Below are 12,222 nucleotides of genomic sequence, written 5' to 3' on the forward strand. Positions count from 1 at the left end.
GGGCCCGATGAATGGGCATCGTCACATAGCTACAACAAGTCGCGGAGCGCCGGACTAAACTTGTTATCGGATTTTCTCCACGTTCCCCCAGCCCACAAGGCGCCCTCAAGAAGCAGGCTTATGACTACCACCGTGTCCACCCCCGCCACCGCCAAAGCAGCAAGGAAACACCTTGGTTTTGCCATCCTGGCCTTGGCCATGGGCGGGTTCGCCATCGGTACCACCGAATTCGCCATGATGGGCCTGCTGAAGGAGATCGAGGAAGGGCTGGGCATCAGCACCCCCGAAGCCGGCAACCTCATCTCGGCTTATGCCTTGGGCGTCGTTATCGGCGCTCCCGTCTTCGCTGCATTCGGGGCAAAGCTGCCCAGGAAGCACCTTGCGTTGGGTCTCATGCTGTTCCTGTCCTTGGCGAACCTGACGTCCTTCATCGCACCGGATTACGGCTTCATGCTGCTCTCCCGTTTTGCTTCCGGACTTCCCCACGGAGCTTTCTTCGGAGTGGCAGCCGTCATCGCAGCAGGACTCGTCGCCCCTACCAAACGAGGCTGGGCAATCTCCATGGTGATGGCAGGACTCACGGTTTCCAACGTCATCGGTGTTCCTTTGGCCACGTGGGTTGGGCAGACCTTCGGGTGGCGGCTCCTCTTCGTCATTGTCGGGGCTATCGGATTGCTTACCGTCGCCATGGTGTGGAAGTTCGTCCCCTTCGAGGCAGCCCACCCCGAGGCCAGCATCCGTCGCGAACTTGGAGCCCTCAAACGGCTCCAAGTTTGGCTGGCACTCCTGATCGGCATCATTGGGTTTGGTGGCTTCTTCGCCGTTTACACCTACATTGCGCACACCATGACCTCTGTGGCAGGCGTACCGGAGAACCTGATCCCCGCCGTTGTGGCACTCTACGGACTGGGCATGGTGGTGGGAAACATCCTCGGTGGCCGCCTTGCCGACAAGTCCGTAATGGGCACCATCTACTGGGTAATGCCCGGAATCGCCTTAGCACTGGTGGTCTACGCCATTGCTGCGCACTGGGCTTGGGCTGCCTTCATCATGGCGTTCGTGGTGGGCGGCGTGGGTTCCATGCTCACACCCGCGCTGCAAACCCGTCTCCTCGACGCTGCGCCGGGCGCTGCATCGCTGGCATCATCACTGAACCACTCCGCCCTCAACATCGCCAACGCCCTAGGCGCCTTCCTGGGCGGCACTGTTATTGCCTGGGGTTGGGGATATGTGGCTCCCGCGTTGGTTGGCGCAGTCCTTGCCATCCTGGGCCTCGGAGTGGCCCTGGTCAGTGGCCTGCTGGAGCGGAAAAAGCCGCTGGCTTCCTGATCCGCCAAGAGAGCGCTGGATAGCCAGGAAACCGCATACAACGAAGATGGGCTCCGCCATGGCGGAGCCCATCTTCTTTAACCACGTATCGAACCGGCTAATCCGCTAGGAACGTATGCGGAACGGCTAACCCTGCGGCGCCTGGACGCGTTCTATGTCGGGTTCGAGGTAGATGACCCGCGCAATGGGGACTGCCGCACGGATACGCTGCTCGGCGGCGTCGATCCCCTTCGCAATCTCTTCGCCCGTCTCAGAGGCCTCCATGGAGATCTTCGCAGCTACAAGCAGCTCTTCCGGTCCCAGGTGCAGGGTCTTGAGGTGGATGATGCGGGTGCCGTCAGCTTCCAAAGCCTCTGTGATGCGCTGGACATCTTCCTTGGTGGCAGACTCCCCCAGCAGCAGGGACTTGGTTTCCAGGGCAAGGACCACTGCGATGGCCACCAGCAGGAGGCCAATCATTGCTGTGCCGAGTGCATCCCAGACCCCGTCACCGGTGACCAGCGTCATTCCCACACCGAAGAGCGCGAAAATCAGGCCAAGCAAAGCGCCAAAGTCCTCCAGCAGGATCACTGGCAGTTCCGGCTGCTTGGCGTTGCGGACAAACTTAACCCATGATTGCTTGCCGCGGATGTGGTTCGACTCAACGATGGCCGTGCGGAACGAGAACGACTCAGCAATGATGGCACCGACCAGGACGGCCAACGGGACCCACCAGAAAGCCCCCTCGATACCGTGTGGGTGCTGGAACTTCTCCCAGGCCTCGTACAGGGCAAACAGGCCACCCACGCTGAACAGCACGATGGAGACGATGAACGCGTAGATGTACCGCTCACGGCCATAGCCGAACGGATGCTCGGGGCTGGCGGCCCGCTTGGCCCGTTTACCTCCCACAAGAAGCAGGATCTGGTTTCCGGAGTCCGCCACGGAGTGGATGGCTTCAGCCAGCATGGACGATGACGCCGTCAGGAAGAATGCAATGAACTTCAGTACGGCGATGGTTAGGTTTGCGGCCAGAGCCGCCACGATCGCTTTGGTACCGCCACCTGCAGCCACGAAAGCTTCACCTCTTTGGGTTCGGGAAGGAATGGGATGTGCCAGGAAGAGTCGTCATCGTCTGATCTTGCATCCAATACCGTACCCGGCGTTGCGCTGTTTACACATTCTCCAGTCGGGCACCCTGCTGGGAACGCGCGCTGGCATAAAGGCACACCGTGGCGGCCGTACCCAGGTTCAAGCTTTCAGCCGCCCCGTAAACCGGCACCGCCACACGATGATCAGCCAGGGCAAGCTCCGCCTCCGACAAACCCTGTGCTTCGTTGCCGAACAGCCAGGCCGTAGGTGACTCAAGCGCATAGTCCGACGCTACAGATTCGTTTCCAAGTCTCCGCGCCGCATTCTCGTCCTGCAGTTTGTCCAAGTTGACGGTTCCATATCCATCCGCGGCCAAAACTCCGATGCCGCGCTCACGGCAGAGTGCCACCAAGTCCTCAACATCAGCCCCCAGTACAACCGGCAGGTGGAATAGGGAGCCAGCCGTCGAACGGACAGCCTTGGGGTTGTAGATATCCACGCTCGAACCAGTAAGGACAACAGCGTCAGCGCCGGCAGCATCCGCAGCGCGGAGAACCGTCCCGGCGTTACCGGGATCGCGCACCTGGCACATGACAGCAAGCAGGCGTGGACCGGCGTCGAGCACTGACTCCAGGCTGACATCCACAAAACTACACACGGCCACGATCCCCTGCGGATTGACGGTATCCGCCATGGCGGCAAGGACTTCGTCACTTGCAAGCCGGAGCTGCGTTTCCTGCGCCAGGTCGGCAAGCTCAGGGAGGCGCTCAAGACACGCCTCGCTGGCAAAAACTTCATGCACGACGGCGGGACCTCCGGCCGCAGTGCGCTCACGGTGCAGGGACAAGGCCTCACGCACCGCTTGCGGACCCTCAGCCAAGAAGCGTCCGCGTTTTAAACGCGCCGGGCGCCCGGCAAGCTTGGCGACGTCCCTCACCCGATCAGCTCGGGGGTTGGTCATCGGAAAGTCTTGCGGGCGCCCGGTTTCGTTCATATATAGAACTTTAGTGGCAGTTGCGACTAGTTCTTGATCTGCTGGCGGGCTTCGCCACCTGCAGGCTCAAAGCCGGCAGCCTTTGCAGCCTCAACGGTGGAGAACCAGTACTCAGCAGCAGTGGTGTTGTACCAGGTGGAACCCGGAACGTGGTACTTCTTGGACTCGGCGTTGCCCTTGATGGCGTAGCCCTCCGGTGCCTCGTCGCCGTCAGCAGCAACTGCGCCGTCGATGGCCGGCTTCTCGGAAACGACAGCCTTGACAGCCGTTGCGGTGGCAGCAGCCGGAGCAACCTTGGCAGCCTTGGGAGCAGCAGCAGCGGCCGGTGCGGAGGTGTCAGCCGGAAGTGCAGCCTTGGCAATGTTCACCAGAGCGGCGAAGGCGTTGGCGTCGGAGACGGCCAGCTCGGCCAGCATACGGCGGTCAACCTCGACCTCAGCGGCCTTGAGGCCCTGGATCAAGCGGTTGTAAGTGAGGCCGTTGGCGCGGGATGCAGCATTGATGCGCTGGATCCAGAGGCGACGGAAGTCACCCTTCTTCTTGCGGCGGTCGCCGTAGCTGTACACAAACGAGTGCAGCAGCTGCTCTTTGGCCTTACGGTACAGGCGCGAACGCTGTCCGCGGTAACCCTTTGCGCGTTCGAGGACAACCCGGCGCTTCTTGTGGGCGTTTACCGCCCGCTTCACACGTGCCACGTGCGTACTCCTTCAGAAATCTTTATCCCAAGCTGCTACTGCCGGAAACCCGGCCGGCCTGAGAAGGCTTTTGGTGTAGTCGGTCCCTGCCGGATGGCAGTAACCAAAGAACTTGGAACTTAGACGCCGAGCATCTTCTTGATGACCTTGGCGTCGCCCTTGAAGACGAGCTTGTCGCCGGCGAGGCGACGGGTCAGCCTGGAGGACTTGTGCTCAAGGTAGTGACGGCGGTTGGCCTGCTGACGCTTCAGCTTGCCGGTACCGGTCAGCTTGAAGCGCTTCTTAGCACCGCTGTGGGTCTTCATCTTCGGCATGGGAACCGATCTCCTTACGTATCCACGGACGAGTCCGCGATTCTTTCGCGCACCCGGCCTACGAGGGCCGGGGTGCTGGTTGCTTGCCGATGGAGGCGGGGCCTCCGTGGCGTTGAACTAGTTGGTCTTGCGTGATGCAGGCTTCGGCGCAGCCTTGGGGGCCGCGGGCCGAGCTGCGGGCTTCGGAGCTGCCGGCTTGGCGACGGGCTTCGGAGCCGAAGGAACTGCAGGCTTCGGGGCGGCCGCCGGGACAGCTGGCTTCGGAGCCGCTTCTGCCGGTGCAGCCTTGGCGGCCGGTGCAGCCTTCGCCGGTGCGGGCGCCGCCTTGGCCGGAGCTGCCTTGGCTACAGGAGCCTCGACCACGGGTGCTTTTTCAACAACCGGAGCAGGAGCTTCTTCAACAACCGGAGCTTCTTCAACAACCGGAGTTTCCTCAACAACCGGAGCTTCTTCAACAACCGGAGCTTCTTCAGCAACCGCTGCCTGGGCCTCGGGGGCCTCGACAGTTTCCTGATTGGTCTCCTCTTCGGTGACCTTGAAGCCCTCGGGGAGAAGGTCAGCGAGGCTCTGCGTCAGCGGAGCCTGCTCGCCCGTGGTGTCAACGCGTCCCGATGCCTTGGCCTCATTCTGCGCCTTGGCTTCAGCACGCTGCGTAGCGCGACGGGCTTCGGCCTTGGCTTCGGCTTTGTTCTTCAGCGGTCCGATCACCATGACCATGTTGCGGCCATCGATGCGCGGGCTGGACTCGATGATGCCAACCTCGGCAACGTCTTCAGCGAAACGCTGCAGCAGGCGGATGCCCATTTCTGGACGCTGCTGCTCACGGCCACGGAACTGGATCATGGCTTTGACTTTATCGCCGGCACCAAGGAAGCGAAGTGCGTGCCCGCGCTTGGTTTCGTAGTCGTGCTTGTCGATTTTAAGGCGGAAGCGAATTTCCTTCAGAACCGTGTTGGTCTGGTTCTTGCGGGCCTCGCGGGCCTTTACGGCGGCTTCGTATTTGTACTTGCCGAAGTCCATCAACTTGCAAACAGGAGGCTTAGCCTGCGGGGCAACTTCAACGAGATCGAGATCGGACTCGGCAGCAAGACGCAGGGCGTCCTCGATGCGGACAATTCCTACCTGTTCGCCGGCAGGACCGACCAACCGCACCTCGGGGACGCGGATACGCTCATTGATTCTTGGCTCGCTAATGTTAAAGCTCCTGTGGTTGTGGTGATGTCACCGGCAAAAAGAGAAGGCCCCCAATTGCTGGTGCAATCGAAGGCCTCGAAGATCGGCTGCACTCCCCTTCGGGAAGTACGCACCTCCGGAAGCAATGCCTCCAAAAGTGTCCGACCAGGTACCCGGCAACCTCTTGTCCCGAAAGGGATCCTGTCCCCAAAGGGAGCGGCTGACGCGGGTGGGAGAGAACTCCGCTTGCAAACTGAAAGTCAATTCTACAGAAACAACCCGCCAAGCGCACATTGCGGAAGGCGGGAGCAAGAACTGCAGATGTTGACTGTGAATAACGACTTCCAGTCGGTCTGTGACAAGCTTACCAGTATGAGCACTGAAGACAGCAATTCCCGCAACTCCTATGGCGAAGACGCCGCCCCCGCCGTTGATGCCGGGGTGTCCCGGCAGATCCGCGACATCGCAGAAGTTCCGGCCGTTGAGGTTATAACTACCGGCGCCGTTCACCTCATGAGCGCGGCAGCCGTCAAGGTCGGCCTGGCGGATGACCCCAACGCCGAGGACCTTAAGGACTTGGACGAAGCCCGCAAGCTGATCACAGCCCTTGCCGGCCTGGTGTCAGCAGCGGCCCCGGAAATCGGTTCACAGCACGCCGGCCCGTTGCGCGATGGCCTTCGCTCCCTGCAGCTGGCGTTCCGCGAAGCTTCCCTTATTCCCGACGCCCCGGGCAAGGGTCCGGGCGAAAAGTTCACCGGACCCGTGAACTAGCCCCAACTTCCGTGATAGTCAACGACGGCGGGTCGACCACATGTGGTCGGCCCGCCGTCGTCGCTTGTTTGGTTTGAGGGTTCAGGGTTTCACACGCGGGCGGCCCTCCGGCGCAAGGACGTGAGGATGAGCCCGGTAGCGCAGAGAGCGACGCCAGCGATGCCGACGGCGGCAAAGCCACCCGATGGTCCCACGGTGTCGATGAAGACCCCGGCCAGAGGTGCACCCAACGCAACGCCTGCAGTCAGCGCCGAGCCATACCAGCCCATCGCTTCACCCCGGCGCTCCTCGTCCACCAGATCGGCCACCATCTCAGACGAGGCCGACAAGACGGGGGCGCATAACAGGCCGGGAAGAAGCGACAGTAATGCGAGGGTCCAGGTGTCCTGGGCAAAGCCCATCGGAATGGTGAGAGCGGCCATGCCCAGGAGCAAGAGCATCGGCGAAATGGTCCGCTTCATCGACCCGTAGATGAGTCCACCGACCACGGACGCTGCGCACCAGAAGAAGAACACGATGCCGATTTCATTCTCATGGCCACCACGTTCCAATAGTCCGACGATGCTGACATCGGAACCGCTAAGCACCATGCCCGATCCCGCGGCTACGGCAAAGAGCGCCGCAACGGAAACCGTGAACCAGGTGAAGTTCCTGGCGACGCGGCTCCGGAGGGCTGATGTGCGCGAGGTTGCCGACGCCATTTCAGAGGCCGCCTCCTGAACGTGGGCAGGCGCGGAGGCCACCATGGCAGCCTCCGCAGCAGCGAGATCTGCCGCCGCCCTGTCTGCGGTCTCCTGCGGGGTGCAAAGCACTTCGCTGCGTGTTGGCGGGTTGAACCACATGAGGAACAGCCCGGCAACGGAGACCGAAATTCCTACTGCCGTCAGTCCGATCGCCGAGAAGCCACTGGTTGCGACAATGGCGCCGACAGCCGGGCCGATCATGAAAACCAGCTCGGTGGCGATGGAATCAAGGGCAAAGGCCGATCGCCGCTGCTCGCCATCCACCATGACGCCCAGCGACTGGCGGACAACACTGAAAATGGGCAGCGTGAAAAGACCACCGACAAACACCAATGGCAGCAGCCATTCGTAGGAAACGTGCGGGACTATCGACCAGATGACGGTTTCGGACACCACCGACGGGATCAGGGCCTTCCTCAGCCCCACCATATCCACCCGGCGACCACGCCAGGGGGCACCCAGCGCAATGCCGATGGTCATGACAGCGGCTGCCGCGCCGGCGGCTGCGTAGCCCTGGCCCAGCGTCAGCACGATGTGCAGAGTGAGGAGCACGCCCGCCGCCGAGTGTGGAATGCGCGCAATCATGCCCACAACCAGCAGACGCCGGACAGGGCGGATGGACAGCATCTCTTTGTAGAGAGCGAAGTTCACTGGCTAAATCCTCTTGTTCCCCAGGGCAGCCCCGGGGAACCGGCACTGCCATTAATGCCGCGCGGGCTCCTGTGCTGCGCGCTGCAGTTTTACTTCCATGGAATCGACGCCCTCGGCAAAGGAATCCATCCTTGCCCACGCATCGTTCAGTTGGGCAAGGAGCGTCTGCACAGCCACAGCGTCGAGTCCATCTTCGAGGAAGAGCACCACACGCAGTTCCGGCCCTGCACCGCCACCAGGTACCTGACGACCGTCGGCCGTCAGGGACGCAACACCGCCACCGGGTTGCGTCTCCAAGCGACGGACGGTCCGAAATGCCGAGACCGTTGAAACGAGAGCAGTCTCCAGTTGATCATCAAGGTATGACGGCGTCCAGTCCTTCTGCTGGGCGAGGGCCCACATCGCCGGGCGTCGCACAACAAATGCGAAGTCGGAACCTGGGTCCATCACCAACAGCTGCGCGCCCTCGGATACTGCAGAAAGCGCTGCGCGCGCAGCGTATACAGCCACCGGGCGCGCCTCCGAATGCCATGCCTCAAGGGCAGCTGCCGAGGTGAAGACCGGCATGGCCATGCGCCCATCGGGGGCCTTGAGTGTGACCAAAGCCATATCGGCCTGCTTGTCAGCATGGAGGCCATCGACGCCTTCTGCTTCCTCAGCCAACTGGGCAACTACGGGAACGAAAACCCTGGCGGTCGCCAAGGAGGCAACTACGTCTGCCTCGCTGCCGGTTCCGTTGATCAGTGCCGCTATGGCGGCTACATAACCGGCGTCCGCCGAGCCGTCGTCGTCCTCAAAATTGTGGATTTTGGCGTCGTCACCACTGAGGCTCCTTCCGGACCAAGGCTGGCCGGCAGAATCGGTAGCTCCTCCGGCACCGGCCAGGGCGGCCGCTATGTGGCCGGGAAGCTCGCGCTTGCCGTGGCCCTGGTCGTCGTGCTGATGTCCGGCGTCGTGCTGATGTCCTGCGTTGTGGGGCATCAGCGGCGGCCGGCAACGTCCAGCGCTTCGGGCAGCGTGAAGGCACCGGCGTAGAGAGCCTTGCCGACAATCGCGCCTTCAACGCCCAGCGGTACCAGTTCGCGCAGGACGCGCAGGTCCTCCAGGCTGGAGATACCGCCTGAAGCGACAACGGGTTTGCCGGTCTTCTCCACCATCTGGCGAAGGAGCTGCACATTCGGGCCCTGAAGGGTTCCGTCCTTAGTGACGTCCGTGACAACGTAGCGGGCGCACCCTGCGTCCTCAAGGCGTGCCAGAACCTCCCACAGGTCACCGCCCTCCTTGGTCCAGCCCCGTCCGGCAAGAGTTGTCCCGCGGACGTCAAGGCCGACGGCGATCTTGTCACCGAAGCGGTCGATTGCCTTTCGGGTCCACTCCGGATTCTCCAGCGCTGCCGTTCCAAGATTCACGCGCGCGACACCCAGCTCGAGTGCACGCTCAAGGGATTCGTCGTCCCGCAAACCGCCGGAGAGTTCCACCTTGACGTTGAGCTGCGACACGACCTCGCTGATGAGCGCGGCGTTGTTTCCACGGCCGAAAGCGCCGTCGAGGTCCACCATGTGCACCCATTCGGCACCGGCGTTCTGCCAGTTCAATGCTGCTTCCAGCGGTGTACCGTAGCTGGTTTCCGAGCCGGCTTCTCCCTGCAGGAGGCGGACTGCCTGGCCGTCAACGATGTCGACGGCGGGCAGGAGTTCCAGAACGGACTGGGCGGAGGTGGTCATGTGTGTCCTTGGAGTTCGAAAGTGACGCGGTTTATTGAGCGACTGGTTCAGTTACCCAGCGTCAGGAGATAGGCGGCCAGCAGGGACATCCCGGCCAGCACATAGAAACAAATGGAAACCCAGCGCGGTTTTTTCTGCTGGTGGAAGGAGATACCCCCGCCTATCAGCAGGCCGGCGAGGGCCATCAGCAATACCGACCCCCACATCTAGGCGGTATCGCTTCCGGATGCTTCCGGAGCGGGCTTACGGAGGCTGTCCACCCAGTTTCGCAGGAGCCGGGCTCCGGCATCGCCTGACTTCTCCGGGTGGAATTGCGTAGCGCAGAGCGGGCCGTTCTCGACAGCAGCAATGAAGCGTGCACCGTGTTCGGACCAAGTGACCATGGGAGGAGCCATGCGGGGCTGAACGACGTCGAAGTTCCACTCCTGCACACCGTAGGAGTGCACAAAGTAGAAACGTTCCTGTTCGACGCCGGCGAACAGCTTGGAGCCCTCCGGTACGTCCACGGTGTTCCAGCCCATGTGCGGCACCACGGGAGCGGGAAGGAGTTCAACCTTGCCCGGCCACTCGGCCATACCCTCGGATTCGGTGCCGTGCTCTACACCGGCTTCGAAGAGGACCTGCAAGCCGACGCAGATGGCCAGCACAGGGCGGCCACCAGCAACCCGGCGTCCGATCATGCGGATGGCATCGACGGACTTGAGCTCCTTCATCACCGTCTCGTAGGCACCCACGCCGGGCACCACCAGACCGTCAGCGTTGAGCACATCCTCAGGCTTGGAGCTCAGAACCACGTGGGCGCCAGCGCGCTCCAGTGCACGGACAGCGGACCGTACGTTGCCCGATCCGTAGTCCAGCACAGTTACGGTGGGCTTGCCTTCCGGCGACTCCGGCTTCACGGATGCAGTAGCGTCAGCCACCGCCCCATTCTTCAGAAACTGGCCGCTCATAATGCCCCCTTGGTGGACGGGATGCCCTCAACACGGGGATCGGACTCCACGGCTGCGCGCAGCGCGCGTGCAAAGGCCTTGAACTGGGCCTCGACGATGTGGTGCGGGTCCCGGCCGGCCAGGACATTCATGTGCAGGCAGATTCCGGCGTGCAGCGTGATTGCTTCAAACACGTGGCGTGTCAACGAGCCCGTGAAGTGTCCACCGATCAGGTGGTACTCCTGCCCGGCCGGCTCACCGCCATGCACCAGGTAGGGACGTCCGGAAACATCAACGACGGCGTGCGCCAAGGCTTCGTCCAAAGGAACCGTTGCTTCACCGAAGCGACGGATGCCGGCCTTGTTGCCAAGTGCCGTCCGCAGGACCTCGCCAAAGGTGATGGCGACATCTTCCACCGTGTGGTGCGCATCAATGTGGGTATCGCCAGTGGCCTTTACGGTCATGTCGATCAGGGAGTGCTTGCACAGAGCCGTCAGCATGTGGTCATAGAACGGAACCGAGGTACTGATGTCCGAGACACCGGAACCGTCCAGGTTGATCTCCACCAGGACTGAAGACTCGCTGGTGGTGCGCTCCATGCGCGCGGTGCGGGCAGCGGTCGGCTTGGCGCCGGTTTCGCTCATTGGGACGTCCTTATACGCGGAGAATGGGTTGGGTCTATGGACAAGTTTAGGCGCGCTGTGGCGCCTTGCCGTCCAGCAGTGCTTCCAAAGCCTCAAGGAAGGCTGTGGTTTCCGGTTCGGTTCCAGCAGTGACACGCAAGTGTCCAGGGATGCCGACGTCGCGAATCAGCACACCGGCATCGAGCAGGCCCTGCCAAATCTCGTGCGGCTCCTCGAGGCCGCCGAAGAAGACGTAATTGGAATCGGACGCCGCAGGCTTGAGGCCCATGCGCAGCAACTCTGTCACAATCCGGTCGCGCTGTACCTTGATGTCCTCGACGTCGGCCATGAGGGCTTCGCGGTGGTTGAGTGCAGCCAGGGCAGTTGCCTGCGTGACGGCAGACAGGTGGTACGGGAGGCGGACCAGTCTGATGGCGTCCGTGACTTCCGCGGCTGCCGCCATGTAGCCGAGCCGGGCACCCGCCAGTGCGAACGCTTTACTCATGGTTCGCGAGACGATCAACCGCTCACGTCCAGGCAACAACGTCATGGCGCTCGGAGTATTGTCGTGCGCGAACTCGTGGTAGGCCTCGTCCACGATCACGATCGCTTGGCTCGCTTCGCCAGCCTCGTAGACGGCTTCAACAACGTCCAAGCTCAACCCTGTACCGGTGGGGTTGTTGGGTGAGCACAGGAACACAATGTTGGCACCCGTTTCCCGAACCTGCGCGGCGGCCGATTCGGCATCCAGCCCGTAATCGTCAGCACGCACCCCGCGGACATACTCTGTGTCCGTGCCACTCGCCAGGAGGGGGTACATGGAGTACGTGGGCGGGAACCCGAGCGCCTTGCGTCCCGGTCCACCAAATGCCTGGAGGATTTGCTGCAGGACTTCGTTGGATCCGTTGGCCGCCCAGATATTGTCTGGAGAAAGTCCGTGGCCAAGGTACTCGGCCAAGGCTTCACGTAGTTCGGTGAACTCGCGGTCCGGATAGCGGTTCAGCCCTGTAGCCGCAGCGGCAACAGCCTCGGTGATGGCGGCTTGGACATCAGCTGGGACCCCATGAGTGTTTTCGTTGACGTTGAGCAGGATGGGGACGTCAAGCTGCGGTGCGCCATAGGGGCTCAGTCCACGCAGGTTGGTCCGGAGGGGAAGTCTGTCAAGTCGCTCAAGCTGGTCACTCACCATCACAGTTTAAGGGGCA

14 protein-coding genes are annotated in these 12,222 nt (G+C 62.1%); 2 read left to right on the top strand and 12 right to left on the bottom strand.

Going from position 1 to position 12,222, the window contains the following annotated elements; translation table 11 throughout:
- Positions 1–120 precede the first annotated feature (120 nt).
- Positions 121–1,329 (top strand): MFS transporter, encoded by a 1,209-nt coding sequence (locus tag ACIQTW_RS17300; protein ID WP_402939378.1) that lies wholly within the window; start codon positions 121–123, stop codon positions 1,327–1,329.
- A gap of 126 nt (positions 1,330–1,455) precedes the next feature.
- On the opposite strand, the gene ACIQTW_RS17305 is transcribed toward ACIQTW_RS17300, so the two are convergent.
- The 5 genes from ACIQTW_RS17305 to infC all read right to left on the bottom strand — a co-directional run bounded on the left by ACIQTW_RS17305 (position 1,456) and on the right by infC (position 5,555).
- Positions 1,456–2,382 (bottom strand): cation diffusion facilitator family transporter, encoded by a 927-nt coding sequence (locus ACIQTW_RS17305; RefSeq protein WP_402939381.1) that lies wholly within the window; start codon positions 2,380–2,382, stop codon positions 1,456–1,458.
- A gap of 100 nt (positions 2,383–2,482) precedes the next feature.
- Positions 2,483–3,394 (bottom strand): TrmH family RNA methyltransferase, encoded by a 912-nt coding sequence (locus tag ACIQTW_RS17310; RefSeq protein WP_402939384.1) that lies wholly within the window; start codon positions 3,392–3,394, stop codon positions 2,483–2,485.
- A 26-nt stretch (positions 3,395–3,420) separates the two neighbouring features.
- On the bottom strand, positions 3,421–4,089 hold the full coding sequence (gene rplT, locus ACIQTW_RS17315) for a 50S ribosomal protein L20 (protein WP_011774325.1): 669 nt from the start codon (positions 4,087–4,089) through the stop codon (positions 3,421–3,423).
- Positions 4,090–4,208: 119 nt separating this feature from the next.
- The gene (gene rpmI / locus ACIQTW_RS17320; RefSeq protein WP_011774324.1) at positions 4,209–4,403 is read right to left on the bottom strand and encodes a 50S ribosomal protein L35; all 195 of its coding nucleotides are present in this window, start codon (positions 4,401–4,403) and stop codon (positions 4,209–4,211) included.
- A 117-nt stretch (positions 4,404–4,520) separates the two neighbouring features.
- Entirely contained in the window at positions 4,521–5,555 is a 1,035-nt protein-coding gene (infC, locus tag ACIQTW_RS17325; RefSeq protein WP_402939388.1) for a translation initiation factor IF-3, read from the bottom strand.
- 393 nt (positions 5,556–5,948) lie between these two features.
- On the opposite strand from infC, the gene ACIQTW_RS17330 reads away from it, so the two are divergent.
- Positions 5,949–6,347 (top strand): DUF1844 domain-containing protein, encoded by a 399-nt coding sequence (locus ACIQTW_RS17330; protein WP_402939391.1) that lies wholly within the window; start codon positions 5,949–5,951, stop codon positions 6,345–6,347.
- Positions 6,348–6,436: 89 nt separating this feature from the next.
- Here the strand turns inward: ACIQTW_RS17330 and ACIQTW_RS17335 are convergent, their stop codons facing one another.
- Genes ACIQTW_RS17335 through ACIQTW_RS17365 form a run of 7 tightly spaced genes read right to left on the bottom strand, consistent with a single transcriptional unit; the run spans position 6,437 to position 12,203 of the window.
- Positions 6,437–7,741: an MFS transporter gene (locus tag ACIQTW_RS17335; protein WP_402939393.1), complete on the bottom strand. Its 1,305-nt coding sequence runs from the start codon at positions 7,739–7,741 to the stop codon at positions 6,437–6,439.
- Between the two features lie 51 nt (positions 7,742–7,792).
- Complete coding sequence (locus ACIQTW_RS17340) at positions 7,793–8,722, bottom strand: SseB family protein (RefSeq protein ID WP_402939395.1); 930 nt, start codon at positions 8,720–8,722, stop codon at positions 7,793–7,795.
- A complete protein-coding gene (priA, locus tag ACIQTW_RS17345; RefSeq protein ID WP_402939398.1) occupies positions 8,722–9,465 on the bottom strand; it encodes a bifunctional 1-(5-phosphoribosyl)-5-((5-phosphoribosylamino)methylideneamino)imidazole-4-carboxamide isomerase/phosphoribosylanthranilate isomerase PriA in 744 nt (247 codons plus the stop codon). Before priA ends, ACIQTW_RS17340 begins: the two co-directional genes overlap by 1 nt.
- A 47-nt stretch (positions 9,466–9,512) precedes the next feature.
- The gene (locus ACIQTW_RS17350; protein ID WP_402939858.1) at positions 9,513–9,656 is read right to left on the bottom strand and encodes a hypothetical protein; all 144 of its coding nucleotides are present in this window, start codon (positions 9,654–9,656) and stop codon (positions 9,513–9,515) included.
- Positions 9,657–9,671: 15 nt separating this feature from the next.
- Entirely contained in the window at positions 9,672–10,415 is a 744-nt protein-coding gene (gene hisH / locus ACIQTW_RS17355; RefSeq protein WP_091466507.1) for an imidazole glycerol phosphate synthase subunit HisH, read from the bottom strand.
- Positions 10,412–11,038 (bottom strand): imidazoleglycerol-phosphate dehydratase HisB, encoded by a 627-nt coding sequence (gene hisB / locus ACIQTW_RS17360; RefSeq protein ID WP_017197996.1) that lies wholly within the window; start codon positions 11,036–11,038, stop codon positions 10,412–10,414. Before hisB ends, hisH begins: the two co-directional genes overlap by 4 nt.
- Before the next feature lie 46 nt (positions 11,039–11,084).
- Positions 11,085–12,203: a histidinol-phosphate transaminase gene (locus tag ACIQTW_RS17365; protein ID WP_402939402.1), complete on the bottom strand. Its 1,119-nt coding sequence runs from the start codon at positions 12,201–12,203 to the stop codon at positions 11,085–11,087.
- Between the last annotated feature and the right edge of the window lie 19 nt (positions 12,204–12,222).

Source organism: Paenarthrobacter sp. NPDC090517 (genome assembly GCF_044769165.1).
Taxonomy (GTDB): Bacteria; Actinomycetota; Actinomycetes; order Actinomycetales; family Micrococcaceae; genus Arthrobacter.

Bases quoted from the DNA above. Each gene is read 5' to 3' on its own strand.
- ACIQTW_RS17340 (WP_402939395.1), bottom strand. From the start codon at position 8,722: ATGCCCCACAACGCAGGACATCAGCACGACGCCGGACATCAGCACGAC.
- ACIQTW_RS17300 (WP_402939378.1), top strand. From the start codon at position 121: ATGACTACCACCGTGTCCACCCCCGCCACCGCCAAAGCAGCAAGGAAA.
- priA (WP_402939398.1), bottom strand. From the start codon at position 9,465: ATGACCACCTCCGCCCAGTCCGTTCTGGAACTCCTGCCCGCCGTCGAC.
- ACIQTW_RS17330 (WP_402939391.1), top strand. From the start codon at position 5,949: ATGAGCACTGAAGACAGCAATTCCCGCAACTCCTATGGCGAAGACGCC.
- rpmI (WP_011774324.1), bottom strand. From the start codon at position 4,403: ATGCCGAAGATGAAGACCCACAGCGGTGCTAAGAAGCGCTTCAAGCTG.
- ACIQTW_RS17310 (WP_402939384.1), bottom strand. From the start codon at position 3,394: ATGAACGAAACCGGGCGCCCGCAAGACTTTCCGATGACCAACCCCCGA.
- hisH (WP_091466507.1), bottom strand. From the start codon at position 10,415: ATGAGCGGCCAGTTTCTGAAGAATGGGGCGGTGGCTGACGCTACTGCA.
- hisB (WP_017197996.1), bottom strand. From the start codon at position 11,038: ATGAGCGAAACCGGCGCCAAGCCGACCGCTGCCCGCACCGCGCGCATG.